Source organism: Mesorhizobium captivum, assembly GCF_033977165.1.
Classification (GTDB): domain Bacteria; phylum Pseudomonadota; class Alphaproteobacteria; order Rhizobiales; family Rhizobiaceae; genus Mesorhizobium; species Mesorhizobium captivum.
In genome coordinates, this window is sequence record NZ_JAVIJB010000046.1 from 25,771 (window position 1) to 47,044 (window position 21,274).

Below are 21,274 nucleotides of genomic sequence, written 5' to 3' on the forward strand. Positions count from 1 at the left end.
CCATCACGAAGAACTCAGTAAAACTCGAACAATCAGTTTGCGCCGGCGTTAACGGGGCGCAGTGCATGCTTGCCGTATAGAAGGCGGGGGTACGGCATTCGTCTCTTGGCAGTCAAAACGTGGGTTGCGTCTTTCCTGGTGTCCATTCTGATGTTGGGCGTCCAGTTGGGTGCCGCCCGGGCAGCGCAGCCATGGCTGGAAAAGCTCGGCGAGCCGGACCGGCAGAAGTTCACGCAACTGGTCGGCAAGGTCGATGGCTGGACAGCCGACAAGGCCGACAAGATCAAGGCCGATCTCAAAGCATTCGTGGATGCGCACCCGGATTTCGTTCCTGCCCGCGTCGAGGCGACCCGGGCGGAGTGGATGAGGATTGCCAGCCGCATGGGATTTGCCCTGTCGAGCAAGTCCTTCTTCATCGTCTTCGAGGAACTGGAGCGTCTCGACCCTTCCTATCCGCCGGCCTACGTCTACGCGGCACGGACATATATCTATTCCGGCTATCCGGCCGGCGCGCGCAAGCAGCTCGACAAGGCGCTTGCTCTCGACGCCGCGGACCCCTGGGTCGACATCACCTGGTCGCTGATGCTCGAACATCTGGATCACCGACAGGAAGCGCTGACCTGGGCGAAGACGGCGCTACCCAAGACGGCCGGAAATACCAAGGCGATGGTTGGCGCAATCCTAGCGATCACCAACCTGCAAGGTGTAGCCAACCACGACGCCGCGATCGCCCTGGCCGATCAGATACTGGCGCTCGAGCCGGACACGGATAAGCTCGCCGAGGTCATCGACGGATGCCTGTCTGGCTACAGCTACCAGCCGGGTCTGCTGGATGCTCTGACGGAGATCACCAAACGACTTCAAGCCAAGCAAGCCTTGTCGAATGCTCTCTGGTACGAAATCGCGCGCCTCGATCTGACCATTGGCTATATGTACAACGACGGCGTCAGGCCTCAATACCGGCCGGACTACGCCGCAGCCGCGATCGTGATCCTCGACAAGATCGGCAATGATCCGCAACTTGCGGAGAAAATATGGGGTACCCGATTTGATCTGGCCCTCAGTCTCGGCGACGTCGCGGCCATGACCAAACTTCTCGATGAAGCCGGCCTGAAAGGCTACGATGCCACTTCGGTCGGCTATCGCGAAGCTCAGTTGCTGTTTGCGCAGGGCAGATATGTCGACGTGATGAACCTCTACCAGAGGCGCAATCTTCCGGAGGACACCCTGCTGGCGCTCGCCTATGACTGGGGAGGCGACCGCAATGTCGCCGACAGGATCTATCTGCGCGACCTGGAGGTGAACGCGACCTCCGGGCCGGCCAATGCCACCTATGCCGGGTTGAGGCTGTTCCGCTTCCGCGACATCGACGGCGCCATCAAATACGGAGAGAAGGCGTATTCGCTTTATCCATCCGGCTGGAGCCGTTCGCTGGTGACGGTCGCCTGGCTGGTCAAATCGTCCGATTATCTGAAAGCCAACAAGACCAAAGAGGCCAAGGAGGCTTTCGCGCGCGCCCGCCAGATCGGGATAGACCGCGCCTCCCTGCAAAGCTTCTGCAGCAATCTGTGCAACGACATCGTTTTGCCTCTGACGGAGTTCCAATAGCGATCCGCTGCCAGGAAGTCCCACGATTTCCGGGCGGCGGCGCGGGTTCCGTGCCGGCGCCACTTTAGGAAGCTGTCCGCCGCGCGAAATGTTCATAGGTCACGCGCCAGGGGGTGCTCTCGGCAGCTCTTTCTTCGCCGATCCAATGAAAACTGTTGGCAGTGATCTCTGTGAACCGCCACCGGGCCCGCAGACCGCGCGAGTCGTCGCCGATCTGGACAATGTCCTTGCCCTCGGCCCGCCCGATCTGGCGCGAGTAATCCTGGTTGAGCGGATCGCTCCAGATGATGTGCCAGCCGCCGATCCCGGGATCGAAGACACGCAAAGTCGTGCCATACATGGTGGACGGCGCAGGGCGCTTCGGCCTGATCCAGACGTCCTGGATAGCGCGGCCTTCGAGCACCCAGCCAAAATGGCATTCTCCATCCCATTTCTCGATCGTGCCGTCGTCGCGGTAGTGGACCGTCTCCATTTCCCAGCTTCCGATTAGCCACCCATAGAGGTCCATGTCTTTCGCCCGGTCTGCAGGCTGACCTTCAGATCCAAGAGCAGCGAGAAAAGGCGAAATCGTCATGATTTTTCTCCAACGGATAGACGAGCATGGATAAGAAGCTGGAAGATCGCCGCCATAACGTCGCAGCGTTGTGGGTTCCGGGTCTTGGGAAAAATTGCTGTAATGCCGCGATGGTGCGGCCTGCCCGCGGGCAGCCTCCATCCTTCCGATCTGCGCTGCGACCGCAGCCCGCTTGCAAGGCGAAGGTGCTGGCGCCGTCTTACCCGCGCCTTGCCTCGATGATCCCGACCATGGCGCGAGTAAATTCGACCATGCTGTTGGCCGTGATGGCTGCGTTGTCGGGGCTCTGGCCGATATGTTCGGCTGCTCCGCAGCATGAACGGCGGATGCGATCGTAGTGCGGGTCTCTTTCATCGTCCGGCAAGCTTGCCAAATTCAGGGCTCGACGGTGAAGCATGCGCAACAGCTGCGCCAGCGCTGTTTCGACACTCATGCGTTTTGCTCCGCATCGGTCGAACGTCTCGGCACATGGAGTACCGGATCGTCGATCAGGGGGCGGTTCTCGCCCCCGATACGTGGAGGCTGCGCCCTAGGCGTTAATATATCGTTGATTGCTAATATTCATCGCAAACCTTCTAAGCCACGTTCGCCGGCGCTGGTGGAAGGGTGAAGCAAATCAAAGCCGAGCGTGTGGCAACCGAAGTCGATGGCGAGTTCGTCTGGATAGCGGCCGCCGTCGATATTTCGAAATCTAGCGATCGGCAAAATACACTAGCAAGGATGCTTGGTAAGAGTTGATTCAACCCTTGCTGGCAGTATACAAAGTGGCGGCTCCGACTAGGGGTAGGGTGCCTGAGAGCCGGAGCCGCCTGCGCGGGCGATGGGTGTAGAACCGCGCTGTCTCAGAATAGGACAGCGCGGTCTACGATTCGTTAATCCGATTCTCAAAACCGGTGGCGGCAAAAACACCGGCAGATGCGGCATCCGCCGTCACCGCCTGCAACGTCGCGCGATACAGTTCGACAGCCCTCACCCCGCGGCGCTGTCGGCGATCCAGTCGGTCAGGCTCTTCGCGAAACTGCGCGGCACGATGAGGTCGCAGGCGGTTTCGGCTGTGCGGAGCAGAAGCACCGGTACGTGGTGAAAGGCGGTCTGCCAGGCGCGGCCCGGCGCCGCGGCGGGCGACGACCAGTCGACCGCGACGCATCTGGAGAGAATTTCGGGGAGGCGCGTCCCGTCCATCTTGAGGCGCACGCGGCCTTCTCCAAGAGAGACCGAACAGCCAAGTTCGGGATCGATGGTCAGCGGTTTTGCGCCGGCCTCGAAAATCAACCAGAAACGGCGCGGCGCAACCCGGACGATCAGGTCATCGGTATGGCGGACCGTTTCGCCAACCGCAGCGGGCAGGGCGGCGCCCAATGCCTGCGAGACGCTCGCCTCGAATCTTGCCAGCGTTGCATCCCAGCCTTCGATCTGGACGATCGGGCAATCGGCGACCGGCAGGTTGAAGTCTTTCAACGACAGAGGCTCAACCATGCAGTCGCTCTCCCTTGGGATCGAGGAACACCGGTGACACGATGCGGGAACGAACCGTCTCGGCCCGCATCGGATAGGCGGCGACGAGCTCGCTTCCCTCGGTCGCGACATCGCCGGCGAGCAGCGCCAGTCCGACATAGCGGCCGAGCTCGGGGCTGAAGGTGACGGACGTGATCCGGCCGCGTCCGTGGCCGGCGACGGCATCGCCGGGCAGGAACAAGATCGCCCCGCCGCGCAGTCGCTTGCCGTCCTCGATGCATTCCAATCCGACCAGTCGCTGACGGTCGGGCGAAAGAAATGCCGGGCGATGCCTCAGGACTTCGCCGACGAAGCCGGTGCGCTTGCCGGCCATGCGGCCAAGGCCGAGATCGTCGAGCGTGGTGCGGCCGTCGATCTCCGGCCCGGCGACGTGGCCTTTCTCGACACGCAGCGCGCCGAGCGCCTCGACCCCGTAGGGTGTCAGGCCGAATGGCGCGCCAACCTCGATCAGGCGGCTCCAGAGCCGTTCACCGCGGCTGGCGCCGACATAGATCTCGTAGGCGCGCTCGCCGGAATAGCTGAGGCGGATGATGCGCAGCGCCCGCCCGTCGAACTCGGCCTCGGTGAAGCCCATATGCGGCAGCGCCTCGTTCGAGACATCGAGCCCGGGGAATGAGGCGGCCAGGATGTCGCGGCTCTTCGGGCCGGCAATCGACATCGCCGCCCATTCGTCGCTGACCGAGGTGACGGCGACACGCAGCTCCGGCCATGCGGTGTCGAGCAGGAATTCCAGCCGCGACAGCACATCGGCCGTCTTGGCGGTCGAGGTTGTCATGAAGAACTGGGTTTCCGAAAGCCGCGTGGTCGTGCCGTCGTCGAAGACGATGCCATCGTCGCGCAGCATGACGCCGTAGCGCGCGCGGCCGACCGGCAGCTTGGCGAAGCCGTTGGCATAGACACGGTCGAGGAAGGCGGCGGCATCCGGCCCCTGCACGTCGATCTTGCCGAGGGTGGAGATGTCCATCAGTCCGGCGGCCTCGCGCACGGTTCGCATCTCGGCGACATAGGCTTCGTTCACGTCGCTTCCGGCGCCGCGGTAGAAATAGGGCCGCATCCACAGCCCGACCTCGAGCATCTCGGCGCCGTTGCCCAAGTGCCAGTCATGCATCGGCGTGCGGCGGAACGGCTTGAAATGATGGCCGACGGCTCGACCGGCGAGCGCGCCGATGGCGACCGGAGCATAGGGCGGGCGAAAGGTCGTGGTCCCGGTTTGTGCGACCGTCGCATGGCGCAGCGCCGCCATGGCCGAGAGTGCGGCAAAATTGCTGGTCTTGCCCTGGTCGGTACCCATGCCGAGCGTGGTGTAGCGCTTCAGGTGCTCGACCGATTCATAGCCTTCGCGATGGGCGAGCTCGATGTCCTTCGCGGTCACATCCATCTGGAAATCGACGAAGGCTTTGCCGCGCCCGGCGGATGGGATCGCTCGGAACGCATTGGCTGCGGATTCGCCGAGATCGAGTTTCAAAGGCGCCGGCACCGCTGCCGATTTTCCGCAAGACGATGCCGCTTCAATGCCGGCGCGGTGGCCGTCCTCGATGGCGTCGGCGGTCGAGAAGCGGCCCATGATGGCGCCGGCGCCGAACTGGCCTCCCGCAAAGCCGCCAGGAACGAAGCCGTCGATATCGCTGCGATAGACCGGTTTGACGCCGAGATGTGAGGTGAGATGCACGCTTGGCGACCAGCCGCCGGACAGGCAGACCAGGTCGCAGGCAATTTCCAGGTTGCCGTCTGGTCCTGAAAGTCGCGCGGCCTTCACCGCATGGCCCCCGCGCAGATCGGCGATCAGGCCACCGGTCCGGATCGCTATGTTCAGGCGCCGGGCTTCTGCGGCCATGCCGGCGGGCGGGGCGCCGCGCTGATCCGCGATCGTCACTTCGGCGCCGAGGGCGGCGAGGTCGAAGGCGGCGCGGTAGGCGCCGTCATTCGTGGTGGCGACGACGATCTTCTTGCCCGGCAGGACGGCGAAACGGTTGAGGTAGGTCCGGGCGGCGGACGCCAGCATGACGCCCGGCCGGTCATTGTTGGAAAACACCAGCGGTCGCTCGATGGCCCCGGCGGCAAAGACGATTGCGCCGGCGTGAAGCATGGTGAAGATCTGGCGCGCGGCGCTTTCCGCGGCCGGGCCGTCGCGCCGCTCGATCAGTCCCAGCGTGTTGCCGTCGAAGGTGCCGAACGCCGTCGTCCTGCGCATCAGGGTGACGTTGTCGAGGCCCGCCAGTTCTGCCTCGACCGCGCTCAGCCAGGCGGCCGCCTCTCCGTCCGGGCGCTCGGACAGCAGCTGGCCGCCGAGCAAAAAGTCCTGCTCGATGAGCGCGACGCTGGCGCCGGCGGCTGCCGCCGCGCGCGCCGCCGACAGGCCGGCGGGGCCGCCGCCGACGACGGCGACGTCGGCGAATGCATGCCGCGTCTCGTAGCGGCCGGGATCGGGCTCGGTGCCCGCGCGGCCCAGGCCCGCCGCCTTGCGGATGAAATGCTCATAGAACATCCAGGCGCGCCGCGTCGGCCCCATGAACGTCTTGTAGTAGAAGCCGGCGGAAAGGAAGGGCGCGAACAGCCCGTTGATACTCTGCATGTCGAAGGCGAGCGAAGGCCAGCGGTTCTGGCTTTCGGCAGCCATGCCTTGCGCCAGTTCGAGCGTCGTCGCCGGCAGGTTCGGCTCGCGCCGTCCGCCGGTGCCAAGCGTGACCAGCGCGTTCGGCTCTTCCGGGCCGGCCGAAAATATGCCGCGCGGCCGGTGATATTTGAAGCTGCGGCCGGTGAGCGTGACGCCATTGGCCAACAGGGCGGAAGCGAGCGTGTCACCTTGATGGCCGGCCAGCTCGCGGCCATCGAAGACGAAGCCCAGCGGCTGCGCACGGTCGATGCGGCCGCCGGCGGCGAGGCGATTTCCGGTCCTGTTCATGCGGGCATTTTCCTGGCCGTTTTCCGGGCGAAGCCGACCGATGCGATGACGTGGTTTCTGGTGTCGCGCTCGACGACCAGCCATTGCCGGCAGCCGGTCACGTGCTGCCAGAACTCGCGATGCGATCCGGCCGGATTGTTCCGCACATAGACATAGCGGTACCAGGCTTCCGGGTCGGGATCGCCATGGGCGGGACGCGCCACCGAAGCGTCGCCGCCATAGCGGAACTCGTCATGGTCGCGCGGGCCGCAGCACGGGCATTCGATGCGAAGCATTTTGTCTTGCTCTCTATTGCAGCCAGGCCGAGGGGCCGACGCCGGCCTCGTCGAGCGTGCGGCCGGTGCGAAAACGGTCAAGCCCGTATGCGGCGATCAGCGGATGCGGCTTGCCGGTCGCCAGCGTGTGCGCAAAGCACCAGCCCGAGGCGGGCGTGGCCTTGAAGCCGCCATAGCACCAGCCGCCATTGAGATAGAGCCCGTCGATCGGCGTCGGGCAGATAATCGGGCTCGCATCGGGCGTCATGTCCATGACGCCGCCCCAATGGCGCAGCAGCCTCACGCGCGAGATGCACGGCATCAGCGCGATTGCCGCCTCGGCCACCTCGCGTACGACGCCGAGATTGCCGCGCTGGGCATAGGAATTGTAACCGTCGAGATTGCCGCCGAAGACGAGCCCGCCCTTGTCGGACTGGCTGACATAGAAATGATCGGCGCCGTAAGCCACGACATGGTCGACCAGCGGTTTCAGCGGCTCGGTGACGAAGGCCTGCAGCACATGGCTTTCGATCGGCAGTTCCAGCCCGGCCTTCTGGCCGAGCACCGACGTATGGCCGGCGACCGCCAGGCCGACCTTGCCTGCGCCGATGCGGCCCTTGCTCGTCTCCACGCCGATGATCCTGCCGCCGTCGCGGACGAAACCGGTCACCTCGCAGTTCTGGACGATGTCGACGCCATGGCCATCGGCGGCGCGCGCATAACCCCAGGCGACGGCATCGTGGCGTGCGGTGCCGGCGCGGCCCTGAAGGATAGCGCCATGAATCGGAAATCGCGCCGCGTCGGAGAAATCGAGATAGGGAACCAGCCGCCGCACCTCGTCGCGGTCGAGAATGTCGGCGTCGATGCCGTTCAGCCGCATGATGTTGGCGCGATGGCTGAACGTGTCGAGCTGATCCGCAGAATGAGCGGTGACGATCTGGCCGCGCTGCGAAAACATGACGTTGAAGTTCAGCGCCTGCGACAGGCCTTCCCACAGCTTGACCGAGAATTCGTAGAACTGGGTGTTGCCGTCGAGCAGGTAGTTGGAGCGGATGACGGTGGTGTTGCGGCCGACATTGCCGCCGCCGACATAGCCCTTCTCCAGCACCGCGACATTGCGGATGCCGTGGTTCTCGGCCAGATAGAACGCCGTGGCGAGGCCATGCCCGCCGCCGCCGACGATGATCACGTCGTAGGCCGGTTTCGGCTCGGCGGCTCGCCAGGCGCGCTGCCAGTTCTTCTGGCCGGACAGGCCGTTGCGGAAAATCGAAAACGCCGAGTAGCGCATGGTCATCGTCTAGCGAACGATCGGGCCGGTCGGCGTGCGCGTCAGCACTTCGGCGCCAGTCTCTGTCAGAAGCACGGTGTTGGAGATGAAATCGTCGCCGCGTCCGGTGCCCATCAGCCAGGACAGGATATGGAAGCTCATGCCGGTCTCGATCTCGAGATCGGAATCGTGCCTCAGGCCCGTGACCGAATTGCCGCCGGTCCAGGACGGCGGCTGGCCGATGCCGACGAGATAGCCGCAATGATGGCGGCGATAGTGCGACAGGCCTGCCTCGTCCGCGACGCCCTGCCAGGCGGCGTAGACCTCGCGCGCCCTGACGCCTGGCCTCAGCGCCTCGACGACGGCATTGAATGCCTTGGCCGTCACCTCGGCCATGGCGGCATCCTCGTCCTTGATGGTGCCGATGCGGATCAGCCGGCCAAGCGGCGCATGGTAGCGCGAGACGCAGCCGGACAGTTCGACGAAAACCGGCTCGCCGCGGCGATAGATGCCATCGCCCCAGGTCGTGTGTTCCTCGCCGAGCCGGGCGGCAGGGCGGATGAACGGGCCGAAGCCCGGCGCATGGCCGCCTGCGCGCGCCATTGCCGCCACGCATTCCGCGGCGACCTCCTGCTCGGCGGCGCCGTCATGGATCGCCGCGATCGCAGCACCCGCGGCGGCATCCGTGACCTTGGCGGCGCGGCGCATCAGCGCCTGTTCCTCGGCGCTCTTCACCAGCCGCATCCTGTCCACCAGGCCGGAGACGTCGCTCCATTTGGCGTCGGCCTGCGCTTCGAGCTTCAGCGCGAGGCCGTGGCTGAGGCCTGAGGTCCAATGTTCGAGGCCGATGCGCTTACCCGTCAGGCCAAGTTCGGCAAGGACGCGCGCGGCGAGATCGGCGGCAGTCTCGCTGTCGGAATGGCCGCGGAATTGCGCTGCCTTCACCTGGTTCTCGATCGTCACCTTTTCCATCGACCGGGTGACCAGGACTGGCTGCCGGTCGAGCGTGACGATCAGCAGATGCGGCGCGAAATAGCCCCAATGGTCGAGGCCGGTGAGATAGAAGATGTTCTCCGGCGAGGCGAAGACGGCGGCATCGAGCCCGCGCTCGGCCAACGCCTTGCGCACCTTCGAAAGGCGGCCGGCGATCTCGGCTTCCGAAAAGGGATTGCGGTCCATTCTAGATCCTCGAAAATGCCTGTTTGCAGGGGTGGTCAGTTGATGACGATGAGATCGCGGGTCACGTCGCAGAGCCGCTCGCCGCCATGTTCGGCCACGACGAAGGACTCCGAAATGGCGACGCCGAAATCGTCGAGCCAGACGCCGGCCATGAAGTGGAAGCACATGCCGGGCTGAAGCTCGGTCTTGTCGCCGGGCCTCAGGCTCGCGGTGCGTTCGCCCCAGTCCGGCGGGTAGGCGAGGCCGACCGGGTAGCCGACCCGGCTTTCCTTCTTCAGTCCGTTCCTGCGCAGCACGGCCTGCCAGGCGGCTTCAACCTGTTCGGCGGTGCTGCCGGGCCGCGCCGTTTCGAGCCCTGCATCGACGCCTTCGACGATCACCTTGGCCATGTCGGAGAGGGCAGCTGGCGGCTTGCCGAAATGCACCGTCCGGGTCAGCGCCGCATGGTAGCGCCGCCGTACGCCGGCGATTTCGACGATGGCAAGCCCGGCGTCTGGAAGCGGCGCGTCTGACCAGGTCAGGTGCGGCGTGCTCGTGCCTTCGCCGACCGGCATCAACGGACAGATGGCGGCATAGTCGCCGCCGGCGCCCGCCACGCCCATGATCTGAGCATGATAGATCTCGGCAATGACGTGGTTCTGCGGCACGCCGGGCCGCATCTTTTCGATGGCGCGGTTCATGGCGTTGCTGCAGATCGCGCCCGCCTCGCGGATCAGCGCCAGCTCGCCGTCCGATTTCACCAGGCGCGCCCAGTTGACGAGGTCGTGGTTGTTGGAAAAGCGCGCTCCCGGCAAACTGTTAACGAGATGGGCGTGGCAGCGCGCGGTGTAGTAATGCGCATCCATCTCGACGCCGATGCGTGCTCGGTCCCAGCCTCGCGCCCTGATCAGCCCGGCGAGCTCGTCATAGGGATGCTCGACCGGGTGCTGCACCAGCCGCTCCGAGAACGGGACGATGTTTTGTTCGGGCAGGCCGGTGGTCATGCGGGCGCTCTTGGCGTCCTGCGCCCTGCCGAACCAGATCGGGCGGTCTTCCTCCAGATGAACGAGCACGCATTGCGGCACGTAGAAGGACCAGCCGTCATAGCCGGTCAGCCAGCACATGTTGGCGGGATCCTGGCAGATGATGAGATCGAAGCCGGCCTTTTCCATGCGGTGCTTCACGTCGGCCAGACGCCGCGCATATTCCGCCTTGGTGAACCCGCCGGACCCGCTCAAAACCGTCTCCTCCTATTGCCGCGGCCGAACGCGACTCGCAGCCCGTAATTTCAGGGAAATCGCCTGTAATTGTGCACAACTGTTCAATGTTTGGGCCGATCGATGGTGCGATAACGGCTATTTTTCGATATTCGTACAGCGCATCTTGCGATATGTCCAGATGAGTTGTATACGTCTTATGAGCTTGAGCGATGGAGGAGAAACGTCGTCCGAGCCAAGCAATCATCGAAAGCAAAGGGGAACGCATGTTCATGTCACAGATATCCCGCCGCGCGGTTGTGAAGGCCGCCGCCTGCCTTGCGCTCGCCGCGACCGCATTCACGTCGCTGCCGGCCAAGGCGGAGACGACCCTCGAGCGCGCCAAGAAGGACGGCTATATCCGCGTCGGCTTTGCCAACGAGGCGCCGTTCGGTTTCGCGACGCCCGACGGCAAGCTGACCGGCGAAGCGCCCGAGGTCGCCAAGGCGGTGCTCGCCAAGATGGGCATCCAGCAGGTGGACGGCGTGCTGACCGAGTTCGGCTCGCTCATTCCGGGCCTCAAGGCCGGCCGTTTCGACATCATCGCCGCCGGCATGTTCATCAATCCGAAGCGCTGCGCCGAGATCAATTTCTCGGAACCGTCCTACGGCATCGGTGAGGCCATGCTGGTGCCGAAGGGCAATCCGAAGGGTGTGAAGGACTACACGAGCATCAAGGACAATCCTGATCTCAAGCTCGCCGTGATGGCAGGCGCTGTCGAAGGCGGCATTGCCAAGGACGCAGGCGTCACCGACGCGCAGCTCGTCACCTTGCCCGACCAGTCCAGCCTGGTTGCCGCCGTCCAGTCGGGCCGCGCCGATGCGGCCACGCTGACGGCGCTCTCGATCGCCGAAATGGCCAAGAAGGCCGACGGCGTCGAGTCGACAAAGCCGTTCGGCGAGGTTGCCGGCAAGTCGATCAAGGGCCATGGCGGCTTCGGCTTCCGCAAGGAAGACACCGATTTGCAGGAAGCGTTCAACGCCGAGCTGAAGAAGTTCATCGGATCGCCTGAGCATATCGCCCTGGTCGAGCCGCTCGGATTCGGTAAGGACTATCTGCCGAACAAGACCACCGCGCAGCTCTGCAAGGGCGAATAAGTTCCCAACTGCTGGCGGCGCGAAAGCGCCGCCCTCTTTTTTCCTGGAGGGCAGATGGGAATCCGCACGTTAGTTGCCATGCTGGTTGTCGCGCTCGCCGTGATCGGCGTGCTGGCGACGCAAGAATCCTACAGGCTGTTCCTGCCTGGACTGCTGCAGGGCGCACTCCTGACAATCGAGATTGCTATCCTTGGCAGCCTGCTGGCGATCGTCATGGGCGTGCTTGCCGCACTTGCGCGCATGTACGGAGCGGCGCCGCTCAGGTGGCTGGCGACCGTTTATGTTGAGATCTTCCGCGGCACCTCGGCGCTGGTGCAGTTGTTCTGGCTGTTTTTCGTGCTGCCGCAATTCGGCGTCACGCTCAACGCCTTCCTCGTCGCCGTGCTGGCGCTCGGCCTGAATGTCGGGGCTTACGGGTCGGAGGTCGTGCGCGGCGCCATCCAGTCGGTCGCGCGCGGCCAATGGGAAGCGGGAACGGCGCTCAACATGAGCCGCTCGCAGATGCTGCGCCGGATCATCCTGCCGCAGGCCTTCATCGCCATGATCCCGCCCTGGGGCAATCTGTTCATCGAGCTTCTGAAAGCGACTGCGCTGGTCTCGTTGATCACGCTCACCGACCTTGCCTTCAAGGCTCAGCAAATGAACCAGACCACGTTCAAGACCATTCCGATCTTCACGCTGGTGCTGCTGATGTATCTCGCCATGTCGCTGGTCGTCTCCATCGGCATGCGGCTTCTTGAGAGGCGGGCCTCGCTCGGCCTGGCGCGGGGGAAGGCGGCATGATCTGGGATTGGGGTTTTACCTTGCAGATCCTGCCGGTGCTGGCGCGCGCGGCAATCATCTCGATCGAGGCAACGCTGCTCGGCTTTGTCATCGCCGCCTCGCTCGGCCTTGTCCTGGCGGTGGTCCGCATCGCCGTGCCGTGGACCGGCTGGACGATCTCGGTGCTGGTCGAGCTGATCCGCTCGACGCCGCTGCTCATCCAGATATTCTTTATCTATTTCGTGTTTCCGAAATTCGGCCTCGTGATCGATGCATTCACCGCCGGCGTTGTCGCCATCGGCGTCCACTACGCTGCATATTGCTCGGAGGTCTACCGCGCCGGCTTCGACAATATCCACCGCGGCCAATGGGAAGCCTCGATCGCTCTTAATCTCCCGCAATGGATAACCTTCCGCGATATCATCATCCCGCAGGTCATCCCGCCGATCGTGCCGGCGCTCGGCAACTATCTGGTCGCCCTGTTCAAGGAAACGCCGCTGCTTTCGGCGATTGCGGTTCTGGAACTCATGCAGACTGCCAAGATCATCGGCTCCGAGACCTTCCGCTATACCGAGCCGATGACACTGGTCGGCCTGTTCTTTCTGGCGATGAGCCTGGTATCGGCCGCGCTTATCCGTGCGCTTGAGCGCTTTCTCAACCAGAGGACCGTGCGATGACCGAACAACCGATGGTCCGTTTCGACAATGTCTCGAAACGCTACGGAGCGCTGACCGTTCTCGACGGATTGAGCCTGGACATCGCCCGTGGCGAGAAGGTCTCCATCATAGGCCCGTCCGGCTCCGGCAAGACCACCGTGCTGCGTATGCTGATGACGCTGGAAACCATCAATGACGGCGTCATCTGGGTGGAAGGAGAGCCTCTCACGCATATGGAGAAGAAGGGCAAGCTCGTGCCGGCCGATCTTGCCCATATCCGCCGCGTTCGCGCCAAGATCGGCATGGTCTTCCAGTCGTTCAACCTTTTCCCGCATATGACTGCGTTGCAGAACTGCATCGAGGCGCCGATAACGGTTCTCGGCATGAAGCGGAAGGATGCCGAGGAGCGCGCGGCCGAGCTGCTCAATATGGTCGGCCTGTCGGAGAAGAAGGACCACTATCCCTCGCAGCTCTCCGGTGGCCAGCAGCAGCGCGTCGCGATTGCCCGCGCTTGCGCGATGCGGCCGAAGATCATGCTGTTCGACGAGGTGACCTCGGCGCTCGATCCGGAGCTTGTCGGCGAAGTGCTGCAGGTGATAAGGCAGCTCGGCCGTGAGCATGACCTGACCATGCTGATGGTCACCCACCAGATGGGCTTCGCCAAGGAATTTTCAGACCGGGTCTGTTTCTTCTATCAGGGCAAGATTTGCGAACAGGGATCGCCGAGCCAGTTGTTCGGCGCACCGAAGAATGAGCGGACGCGGCAGTTCCTGCACGCCGTCCTGGAGGCTGGATGACGCTCGAGACGGATGCCTCGGCTCCAATTGTGATCGCACAGGCGCCACGACCGCTCTCGGCGCGTGAACGGTTCGAACGCATCTACCTGATTCTGCGCGACCGCATCTGCCTGCTCGATTATCCGCCGGGCAGCCGGCTCTCCGAGGAAGAACTCGCTCAGGAATTCGAGATCAGCCGCACGCCCGTCCGGCGCGTCCTGGCGCGCCTTGAGTCCGAAGGCCTGGTTCAATCCGTCCATGGCGTCGGCACCATCGTCACCGACGTTGACATCGAGGAATTGCAGCAGGTCTATCATCTGCGCTTGGAACTGGCGCTGCTGGTCGGCAAGCTTTCGCCGATTCCGCGCACGGCCGCCGACCTTGATCGGATCCGGGCGCTCATTGCCCGCTGTGATTCCGACATGCTCAATCCGGATCAGCGCGCCTTCCTGCAGCTCAACATGGATTTCTTCACCGAGCTGTCCGGCATGACCGGCAACCAGCCGCTGCGCGAGATCAGCGAAAGACTGTATTTCCAGGTGGCGCGCGTCGTCCTCAAGATGATGCCGCAACTGGGCCTCGTGGAGGAGTTCACGGCGTTCCGGCGCGAAATGGAGGAGGTCCTGGCCGCGGCCGAGATCGGCGACTGGGAATCGATCGGGCATATCAGGCGCGCCCACATCTCCATGAGCTTCCGCCGCATGATGCGCCACGCAGGGGCGGCTGGTGATTTAGAAGGCACCTAACCGCATCTTCGGAACGTCTCGCCTGGAATTTGCTGGCGCAGTTCCTTGCAAGAAAAGCGCGCGGAGCAAGTCATTGGAATTGCCCTTCCCCATGGAAGAGCGGCTGAAGTTCATCGCCCGGCTGCTGGACGGCGAGAAGATGCGGTGCTTTGCCGGAGTTCGATATCTCGCGCAAGACGGGCTACAAGATCCTCACACGCTACAACGACAGTGGCTTGGAAGGGCTGACGGACCGGTCGCGCCGGCCATACCGCCACGCCAATCAGCTTCCACGCCTGCGGCATCGATCGGCGATCGGGTCTATGCTGTGCCGAGCCTTCCGTTGCCGCTTTACGTCTAGAGATTTGGACGGCTCTATCCCGCTGCTAGGGCTCTAGATCGCTCACTGGTCGAGCGGGTCGTGGAAGGTAATGGCGGGGGCTCTCCAGCCACCCGGCATCTGCAAGGACGAAAAGCTGCGCTCGACGTCGGCGGTATAGGCGTTGTCATTGGCAAAGTGGTCCCAAAGGATCAAACCAATAATCAGCGCGATCACGACCAAAGGCCATCGCATAGGACCCTCCCTCAGGGCTCCTCGCAACGCCATTATCTTCCTACTTCGTTCCGTTTACAAGCAATCGCTAATATAAGTGAAAAACTCGCCGGGCGAGGCCCCCAACAACTGCCTCTAAGAGCCCGACGAGCTGCCGGGGATCAAACCGGCAACAGCTTCAGTGCAAGCCCGGTGCCAGCAATTCCCGTCCTGAAATGAGACACGTGAAGCAACCGTCAGCTTGGTTCGTGCCCCCGAAACGAATTCAGTCGTCAAGCGACACGACCCAGTTTCCGCCTTTGTCCTCGAAGTTGTGGGTGTAGCTGCCGGAAAAAGGCACAACCCGTGGACACCCTGTCCCTTGTCTTGGATCTGCGACGGCCGCTCATTCCTCAAGCGGAACATTAGCGCGCCCACAAGGTTTCTCTCAGGTAAGTCCAGCATACCCCTGGTGGAAAATCATGGCCGAGTTGGCATTCGCTTTCGCATACTATTCAGGGCTGACCGGCCCTGACATGTTGGGCGCTGTCGTGTCTCTAGTGGCGGGCCTGCTTCTCTACGGCGTTATGCGCCAGGACCGGCCGAACTGATCGTCTTGGCGGAGATTGAGTGCAAGCAGGCGCTAATGTAGCTTGCAGATGAGAGGGGCGCCAATGCTCAAACCGCGCCGCAAGTCGCAAAAGATTTATCCAAACGCTGACTACTATGGAGAGGATGGCCGGCGCCTCTATAGCGTATACGATGGCGCGTCGGTGGCCCGATGACCTAGCCGGCAGTTCTGGGTGAAGCGCATTCGGCTCGCTGCGATCGTCCTGGCTGCGGCAGTTTTGACCGCAATCGTCGTCGGCGCGTTGCCGCGCTAGCGAGATACTGCAGGGGAACCATGAAAAAGCGTGGTGAAAGCGACTGGCTGGGGTTCTTGGAAGCTTTTCGAACTTTCTGGGCCGCGCCACCATCCGAACTGCGGGCGCTTGCTACGGAGGTCGCGACGCATGAAGCCGCTCTGGGACAAGCTTGATCGATCAACTCGCCTAGCCCGGCGGCAGTCCTTCTCTTTCGTTCAAGCCTACGTGGGGCGTGTCCGTGCTCATATGGGGTTAGTTCGTTGCTTCTAGGAATCCATCATATTGCAATCATCTGCAGTGACTACGAGCTGTCGAAGCAGTTCTACAACAAGCTCGATTTCGTCATCGTCGACGAAAATTGGCGAGCCGAAAAGCAATCTTGGAAGTGCGACTTGCGGCATGGTCCTGTCCAGATCGAATTGTTCAGTTTTCCCATGCCACCCAGCCGGCTGACCAGGCCTGAGGCATGCGGACTGCGACACGTAGCATTCTCGGTGGACTCAGTAGAGGCGACAGCCCGGTTGCTTCGGGCACGAGGCGTCGAAGTCGAGCCTATTCGCATAGACCCTTACACAGGACGTTCGTTTACTTTCGTGGCAGACCCCGACGGTCTCCCCATTGAGTTCTACGAGGATCGAGTTTGACAGTCGGAGCATTGCGACGAGAAGAATGCGGAGCTGCCGGCATCCGGCTGACGGTTGCAAAAGCGAAGTCGCGTCAGTTGTGCGCACTCCGTTAAAGCATGTCTCCCGAAAGTGGGCCCGGTTCGGGACGAAGACATGCTTAAAGTCAAAAACCTAAAGCAGGTCGCGTGAATCCTTTTTCACGCGACCTGCTTTAGATGGTTTCAAGCCGGCTGAACCGAACCGGGATGAGTTTCCGAGTCTCGAGTTGCCCAGCAGCATCCTTGTCGATGATAGTCAGAAACTGTCCTTCTTCAGACGCCAAAGGCAGAACAATGCGTCCCCCTGGCTTGAGCTGATTCAGCAAAGCTGGCGGCGCCCGCTCAGCCGCCACGCTAACCAGGATCTTGTCGAATGGGGCGTGCTCGGGCCAGCCGCGAGACCCGTCTCCGACACGAATGGCGACATTCGAGAAGCCAAGGCCCTGCAGCAGAGCCTCGGCATGGCTTGCGAATTCCTCGATGATTTCTACGCTCCAAACTTGTCCCGCGAGTTCCGCGAGGATCGCGGATTGATAGCCTAGGCCAGTCCCGATCTCGAGCACTGTTTCGTGCGGTTGGGGAGCAAGGAGATCGGTCATCAGAGCGACAATGAAGGGCTGCGACACGGTCTTATCGAAGCCGATCGGCAGCGGCATGTCCTGGTAGGCATAAGGCGCGACCGCAGCTGGCACGAAGAGATGTCGCGGGACCCGCCGCATCGATGCCATCACCCGCTCATCGAGCGTTGCCTTGCCGAGTTCTTCGCTTGCAAGATCGGCATGGATCGCAATCATCTCGACCATGTGCCTGCGTAGAACCGCAAGATGCTTTTCGTTCATTGGTTTCACGACGGTGAGGCTTTCCTCGACCAGCTACTGCCAAAAGCATTATATCCCGTTCGTCTCGTCACAGTAACCGACAAGGCCGATGCGCTGGTGGCTGCGGCGATCGAAGGGGCTTGTGGAACCAAGTTGTCCACAGGGCATCCAGTTTGGCTGGGGAACCTGGATTCGAACCAGGACTAACGGAGTCAGAGTCCGTGGGTCTACCGTTAACCTATTCCCCAGCAGGCGCGGTCTGTGCCGCACGAAGCGGGCGGCTCAAGCGCCGCGAGCGCTGCCTTGTAGCCGCCGCTGGAAAATAGTCAACCCCGCGCGGCGTTTCAATCGCAGGCTTTTTTCTCGCTTGGTCGCCGAGCGCTTGGGAAGGCTCAGCCTTCGCCGCGGCTGTATTGCGAATGCTCGAAGAACAGCACCACACAGAGCCCGATGAGCAGCGGGATGATGAGATAGAACAGGCGGAAGACCAGCAGCGCTGCCAGCACGCCGACCGGGTCCATGTCCGAGAGACCGGCGAGGAAGACGACCTCGAACACGCCGAGCCCGCCCGGCGCGTGCGAGAGCTGCGCCACCGAGAACGACACCACGAACACGCCGAGCACGACGAAATAGCCGGGATTGCCCGCCGCGGGCAGGGCAAAAAAGATGATCGCGGCCGCCGCCAGCAATTCGATCGGGCCGATCAGCAACTGCCGCGCCACGATCGGCAGCGCTGGATAATGTAGCTGGAAGCTGCCGATCTTGAGGGGCTTGAGATGCAGCCCGCTGCCGCAGACGTAGGCGCCGACCAGGATCAGCATAGCGAGGCCGGCGGCGATCGCCGGTCCGTGATGTGGGGCGCCGGAGAAGCGGTCGACGATCTGAGGCTCCAGCACCAGCACCAGGCCGGCCGCGAGCAAGCTGGAGAGCACGAAGGTGATCCAGCAGATCGCCACCAGCACGCCGACATCCTGGCCGGTGAGGCCCCTCGTGCCATAGGCGCGGTAGCGGATCACTGCGCCGGAGATCACCGAGCCGCCGATATTGTGCGATAGCGCGTAGGTGGTGAAGGAGCACAGCGTGACGAACAGCCACGACACTTTTTTGCCGATATGGAGCAGCGCGATGTGGTCGTAGCCGGCGAGCGAGGCATAGGCGACGACCGAGCTCAGCGCCGCCAGTATCCAGCCGCGCGGCGGAATGGCGATGATACCGGCCCAGACGTCGTCGAGTGAAATGCCGCGCAGTTCGTGGATGAGCAGCCAGAGCGAGAACACCACGGCCGCTATGCCAATGACCGGCCAGAAATAACGCCTCCAGTTCATGGCGAGATCGTCATGCGTTGCGGCTCATGAGTTGCTGTTGCCCGGCCTCTCTATTCCTCCCTTGAGAAATGCCTGATCGAAGCCGGCTATTCAACCGGCATGAGATTGCCCCGGCGTGACGGTGCCAAAAATCGGACCATGCGCTCTTGGTGATTGCAGATAGCGCTGCTAGTCTGTTTTCAACTTGAAACAAATCGAGGTGCCTGCTGCGTCCTTCCCGGTTCGCGCGGCGCCGGAAGGAATTGAAGTGGAAGACCACGATACCGGCGCGGGCGCGTCGGCAGTGGGCATGTCCGGGGCATCGCCGACGGAGCCGGCGGGCCCGTCCGCGGGACGGTTCAGCCGCCATGCGGGCGCGCATGCAAAACATGCCGACAATCAAGGCGAGAACCAGAAAGGCAAGACGCGCAAGCGCCGCAAGCGCAGGCGCGGCCGCAAGGTTTTCGCGCGCGATGCAAACGGCGCCATACCGCACGCCGCACCCGCCGCCAATCCCGCCAGCCGCATGCGCGAGCCTGCGCCAATTGTGCCGCAACCGCGGCTGCCGGTTTCAAGCGTGCCGCGTCCGCCGCAGCACGAACTGCCGGTGTTCGCCGCGCTCGATCTCGGCACCAACAACTGCCGGCTTCTGGTTGCGGTGCCGGGCCGGCACGGCCAGTTCCGCGTCATTGATGCCTTCTCGCGCATCGTCAGGCTGGGCGAGGGACTCTCCGCCAGCGGCCGGCTCGGTCAGGCTGCCATGGACCGCGCCGTCGAGGCGCTCAAGGTCTGCGGCGAGAAGCTGCGCAACCGCAAGATCAGGAAGGCCAGGCTGATCGCCACAGAGGCCTGCCGCTCGGCCGCGAACGGCATCGAGTTCCTCGAACGCGTCGAACGCGAGGCCGGGCTGAAGCTGGAGATCATCGATCGCCAGACCGAGGCCCGCCTCGCAGTCTCCGGCTGCGGCTCGCTGGTCGAGCGCGACACGCGCGGCGTGGTGCTGTTCGACATCGGCGGCGGCTCGTCCGAGATCGCGCTGATCGACCTCACCCGCGGCCAGCGTTCGCCGCGGCTCGCCAACCACATCGTCTCCTGGACGTCGCTGCCCGTCGGCGTCGTCTCTCTCGCCGAACGTTTCGGCGGCCGCACGGTGACGCGCGAGACGTTCTCAGCGATGGTCGACGACGTCGCGATGCGGCTCAAGGCCTTCGACGGGCGCGACCGGCTCGCGCATGTGCTCGCCAGCCCCCAGTTCCATCTGCTTGGCACGTCCGGCACGGTGACGACGCTGGCAGGCGTCCATCTCGACCTCGAGCGCTATGACCGCCGCCGGGTCGACGGGCTCTGGATGGACCGCATGAGCGTCGACCGCATGGTGGAAAAACTGATCGGCTGGGATTTCCAGCAGCGCGTCGCCAATCCCTGCATCGGCGCCGATCGCGCCGACCTCGTGCTGGCCGGCTGCGCCATCCTGGAAGCGATCCGCGGCGTGTGGCCGTCCGAGCGCTTGCGCGTCGCCGACCGCGGCCTGCGCGAAGGTATATTGAGCGAGCTGATGGCCGACGACGGCGTCTGGCGTCATGACGGACGCCGCTAGAGCAATTCCAGCAAAAGTGCGCAGCGGTTTTGCGTCCGGAATTGCGTAAACAGCTAGAGCAATTCCAGCAAAAGTGCGCAGCGGTTTTGCGTCCGGAATTGCATAAACAGGGGTAAGTATGATCCCAAAAAGTGGAATCCGGTTTTTGGAAAAGATCATGCGCAAAAGAGAACGTTTATGACAAAGAAGCCGGAAAAGCCGGGCTCGGCTGGCATGCGCGTGCTGAAAACCAGGATCAAGAAGAAGAGCAGACTGAAGGAGTCCTCGCGCCGCTGGCTCGAGCGCCATATGAACGATCCCTATGTGCAGCGCTCCAAGGCCGACGGCTATCGCTCCCGCGCCGCCTACAAGCTGACCGAGATCGACGACAAACACCATCTCTTGAAGCCCGGCATGAAGGTGATCGATTTGGGTGCCGCTCCCGGCGGCTGGTGCCAGGTGGCGGCCGCGCGGACGAAGTCAACGGCGGAAAATCCGCACGTCGTCGGCATCGACTATCTCGAGATGGACGCGGTGCCGGGCGCGGTCATCCTGCAGATGGATTTCCTCGATCCTGAAGCGCCGCAAAAGCTGGCGGAAGCGCTCGGCGGCCAGCCCGACGTCGTGCTGTCGGACATGGCGGCCCCCACCACCGGGCACCGCCGCACCGACCATCTGCGCACCATGCATCTGTGCGAGGTGGCGGCCGATTTCGCGCTGCAGGTTTTGAAGCCCGGCGGCCATTTCCTCGCCAAGACCTTTCAGGGCGGGGCAGAGAACGAGCTCTTGTCGCGGCTAAAGCAGAATTTTCGCTCGGTCCACCATGTGAAGCCGCCGGCTTCGCGGGATGAGTCGGTGGAGCTGTATTTGCTGGCGAAGGAGTTCAAGGGGTAGCGCCTCCTTCTCCCCTTTGTTTGGACCGGGGACATCGCGAACAGGTGTGCGAGGACATCGCGAACAGTTT

The 21,274-nt window shown here is 63.2% G+C and carries 20 protein-coding genes, 1 tRNA gene and 1 pseudogene; 10 read left to right on the top strand and 12 right to left on the bottom strand.

Going from position 1 to position 21,274, the window contains the following annotated elements:
* The first annotated feature begins 150 nt into the window (after positions 1–150).
* A complete protein-coding gene (locus RFM40_RS28230; protein ID WP_320278640.1) occupies positions 151–1,608 on the top strand; it encodes a tetratricopeptide repeat protein in 1,458 nt (485 codons plus the stop codon).
* A 64-nt stretch (positions 1,609–1,672) separates the two neighbouring features.
* Here the strand turns inward: RFM40_RS28230 and RFM40_RS28235 are convergent, their stop codons facing one another.
* From RFM40_RS28235 to RFM40_RS28270, 8 genes are all read right to left on the bottom strand, one after another.
* A complete protein-coding gene (locus RFM40_RS28235) occupies positions 1,673–2,182 on the bottom strand; it encodes a hypothetical protein (RefSeq protein ID WP_320278641.1) in 510 nt (169 codons plus the stop codon).
* A gap of 199 nt (positions 2,183–2,381) precedes the next feature.
* Positions 2,382–2,615 (bottom strand): hypothetical protein, encoded by a 234-nt coding sequence (locus RFM40_RS28240; RefSeq protein WP_126084340.1) that lies wholly within the window; start codon positions 2,613–2,615, stop codon positions 2,382–2,384.
* 536 nt (positions 2,616–3,151) lie between these two features.
* The gene (locus RFM40_RS28245; protein WP_320229777.1) at positions 3,152–3,640 is read right to left on the bottom strand and encodes a sarcosine oxidase subunit gamma family protein; all 489 of its coding nucleotides are present in this window, start codon (positions 3,638–3,640) and stop codon (positions 3,152–3,154) included.
* A 10-nt stretch (positions 3,641–3,650) separates the two neighbouring features.
* Positions 3,651–6,599, bottom strand: a complete 2,949-nt coding sequence (locus RFM40_RS28250) for a sarcosine oxidase subunit alpha family protein (protein WP_320278642.1) — start codon at positions 6,597–6,599, stop codon at positions 3,651–3,653.
* The gene (locus tag RFM40_RS28255) at positions 6,596–6,874 is read right to left on the bottom strand and encodes a sarcosine oxidase subunit delta (RefSeq protein WP_320229779.1); all 279 of its coding nucleotides are present in this window, start codon (positions 6,872–6,874) and stop codon (positions 6,596–6,598) included. The genes RFM40_RS28250 and RFM40_RS28255 overlap by 4 nt, the downstream gene beginning before the upstream one ends.
* A gap of 13 nt (positions 6,875–6,887) precedes the next feature.
* Entirely contained in the window at positions 6,888–8,141 is a 1,254-nt protein-coding gene (locus RFM40_RS28260; RefSeq protein WP_320229795.1) for a sarcosine oxidase subunit beta family protein, read from the bottom strand.
* A 9-nt stretch (positions 8,142–8,150) separates the two neighbouring features.
* Entirely contained in the window at positions 8,151–9,299 is a 1,149-nt protein-coding gene (locus tag RFM40_RS28265) for a M24 family metallopeptidase (RefSeq protein ID WP_320229780.1), read from the bottom strand.
* 35 nt (positions 9,300–9,334) lie between these two features.
* Positions 9,335–10,516 carry a M24 family metallopeptidase gene (locus tag RFM40_RS28270; RefSeq protein ID WP_320229781.1) on the bottom strand — a complete coding sequence of 394 codons (1,182 nt, stop codon included), beginning with the start codon at positions 10,514–10,516 and terminating at the stop codon, positions 9,335–9,337.
* Positions 10,517–10,767: 251 nt separating this feature from the next.
* On the opposite strand from RFM40_RS28270, the gene ehuB reads away from it, so the two are divergent.
* The 6 genes and pseudogenes from ehuB to RFM40_RS28300 form a co-directional block, all read left to right on the top strand.
* Positions 10,768–11,631, top strand: coding sequence for an ectoine/hydroxyectoine ABC transporter substrate-binding protein EhuB (gene ehuB / locus RFM40_RS28275; protein ID WP_320278643.1), 864 nt, complete (start codon positions 10,768–10,770; stop codon positions 11,629–11,631).
* A 54-nt stretch (positions 11,632–11,685) separates the two neighbouring features.
* Complete coding sequence (ehuC, locus tag RFM40_RS28280) at positions 11,686–12,414, top strand: ectoine/hydroxyectoine ABC transporter permease subunit EhuC (RefSeq protein WP_320229783.1); 729 nt, start codon at positions 11,686–11,688, stop codon at positions 12,412–12,414.
* Positions 12,411–13,070, top strand: a complete 660-nt coding sequence (gene ehuD, locus RFM40_RS28285; protein WP_320229784.1) for an ectoine/hydroxyectoine ABC transporter permease subunit EhuD — start codon at positions 12,411–12,413, stop codon at positions 13,068–13,070. The genes ehuC and ehuD overlap by 4 nt, the downstream gene beginning before the upstream one ends.
* Complete coding sequence (ehuA, locus tag RFM40_RS28290; RefSeq protein WP_320229785.1) at positions 13,067–13,846, top strand: ectoine/hydroxyectoine ABC transporter ATP-binding protein EhuA; 780 nt, start codon at positions 13,067–13,069, stop codon at positions 13,844–13,846. Before ehuD ends, ehuA begins: the two co-directional genes overlap by 4 nt.
* Complete coding sequence (locus RFM40_RS28295; protein ID WP_320278644.1) at positions 13,843–14,571, top strand: GntR family transcriptional regulator; 729 nt, start codon at positions 13,843–13,845, stop codon at positions 14,569–14,571. The genes ehuA and RFM40_RS28295 overlap by 4 nt, the downstream gene beginning before the upstream one ends.
* Before the next feature lie 91 nt (positions 14,572–14,662).
* A pseudogene (locus RFM40_RS28300) lies at positions 14,663–14,843 on the top strand (helix-turn-helix domain-containing protein); the annotation flags it as partial.
* 110 nt (positions 14,844–14,953) lie between these two features.
* On the opposite strand, the gene RFM40_RS28305 reads toward RFM40_RS28300, so the two are convergent.
* Positions 14,954–15,124 carry a hypothetical protein gene (locus RFM40_RS28305; RefSeq protein ID WP_320229787.1) on the bottom strand — a complete coding sequence of 57 codons (171 nt, stop codon included), beginning with the start codon at positions 15,122–15,124 and terminating at the stop codon, positions 14,954–14,956.
* Between the two features lie 1,084 nt (positions 15,125–16,208).
* Here RFM40_RS28305 and gloA2 point away from each other — a divergent pair.
* A complete protein-coding gene (gene gloA2, locus RFM40_RS28310; RefSeq protein ID WP_320229788.1) occupies positions 16,209–16,592 on the top strand; it encodes an SMU1112c/YaeR family gloxylase I-like metalloprotein in 384 nt (127 codons plus the stop codon).
* 193 nt (positions 16,593–16,785) lie between these two features.
* Here gloA2 and RFM40_RS28315 read toward each other — a convergent pair whose 3' ends face one another.
* The 3 genes from RFM40_RS28315 to RFM40_RS28325 all read right to left on the bottom strand — a co-directional run bounded on the left by RFM40_RS28315 (position 16,786) and on the right by RFM40_RS28325 (position 18,755).
* Positions 16,786–17,460, bottom strand: a complete 675-nt coding sequence (locus RFM40_RS28315) for a protein-L-isoaspartate(D-aspartate) O-methyltransferase (protein WP_320229789.1) — start codon at positions 17,458–17,460, stop codon at positions 16,786–16,788.
* Between the two features lie 144 nt (positions 17,461–17,604).
* Positions 17,605–17,678: transfer RNA gene (locus RFM40_RS28320), tRNA-Gln, on the bottom strand.
* A 144-nt stretch (positions 17,679–17,822) separates the two neighbouring features.
* Entirely contained in the window at positions 17,823–18,755 is a 933-nt protein-coding gene (locus RFM40_RS28325; RefSeq protein ID WP_320229791.1) for a lysylphosphatidylglycerol synthase domain-containing protein, read from the bottom strand.
* 247 nt (positions 18,756–19,002) lie between these two features.
* Here RFM40_RS28325 and RFM40_RS28330 point away from each other — a divergent pair, with 247 nt between their 5' ends.
* Positions 19,003–20,331 carry a Ppx/GppA phosphatase family protein gene (locus RFM40_RS28330; RefSeq protein ID WP_320278645.1) on the top strand — a complete coding sequence of 443 codons (1,329 nt, stop codon included), beginning with the start codon at positions 19,003–19,005 and terminating at the stop codon, positions 20,329–20,331.
* A gap of 177 nt (positions 20,332–20,508) precedes the next feature.
* Positions 20,509–21,204: an RlmE family RNA methyltransferase gene (locus RFM40_RS28335; RefSeq protein ID WP_320229794.1), complete on the top strand. Its 696-nt coding sequence runs from the start codon at positions 20,509–20,511 to the stop codon at positions 21,202–21,204.
* The last annotated feature ends 70 nt before the right edge of the window (positions 21,205–21,274 follow it).

Coding starts and splice junctions, on each gene's coding strand:
- RFM40_RS28230 (WP_320278640.1), top strand. CDS start 151: ATGTTGGGCGTCCAGTTGGGTGCCGCCCGGGCAGCGCAGCCATGGCTG.
- RFM40_RS28235 (WP_320278641.1), bottom strand. CDS start 2,182: ATGACGATTTCGCCTTTTCTCGCTGCTCTTGGATCTGAAGGTCAGCCT.
- RFM40_RS28240 (WP_126084340.1), bottom strand. CDS start 2,615: ATGAGTGTCGAAACAGCGCTGGCGCAGCTGTTGCGCATGCTTCACCGT.
- RFM40_RS28250 (WP_320278642.1), bottom strand. CDS start 6,599: ATGAACAGGACCGGAAATCGCCTCGCCGCCGGCGGCCGCATCGACCGT.
- RFM40_RS28255 (WP_320229779.1), bottom strand. CDS start 6,874: ATGCTTCGCATCGAATGCCCGTGCTGCGGCCCGCGCGACCATGACGAG.
- RFM40_RS28260 (WP_320229795.1), bottom strand. CDS start 8,141: ATGCGCTACTCGGCGTTTTCGATTTTCCGCAACGGCCTGTCCGGCCAG.
- RFM40_RS28265 (WP_320229780.1), bottom strand. CDS start 9,299: ATGGACCGCAATCCCTTTTCGGAAGCCGAGATCGCCGGCCGCCTTTCG.
- ehuB (WP_320278643.1), top strand. CDS start 10,768: ATGTCACAGATATCCCGCCGCGCGGTTGTGAAGGCCGCCGCCTGCCTT.
- ehuC (WP_320229783.1), top strand. CDS start 11,686: ATGGGAATCCGCACGTTAGTTGCCATGCTGGTTGTCGCGCTCGCCGTG.
- ehuD (WP_320229784.1), top strand. CDS start 12,411: ATGATCTGGGATTGGGGTTTTACCTTGCAGATCCTGCCGGTGCTGGCG.
- ehuA (WP_320229785.1), top strand. CDS start 13,067: ATGACCGAACAACCGATGGTCCGTTTCGACAATGTCTCGAAACGCTAC.
- RFM40_RS28295 (WP_320278644.1), top strand. CDS start 13,843: ATGACGCTCGAGACGGATGCCTCGGCTCCAATTGTGATCGCACAGGCG.
- RFM40_RS28305 (WP_320229787.1), bottom strand. CDS start 15,124: ATGCGATGGCCTTTGGTCGTGATCGCGCTGATTATTGGTTTGATCCTT.
- RFM40_RS28325 (WP_320229791.1), bottom strand. CDS start 18,755: ATGAACTGGAGGCGTTATTTCTGGCCGGTCATTGGCATAGCGGCCGTG.
- RFM40_RS28335 (WP_320229794.1), top strand. CDS start 20,509: ATGACAAAGAAGCCGGAAAAGCCGGGCTCGGCTGGCATGCGCGTGCTG.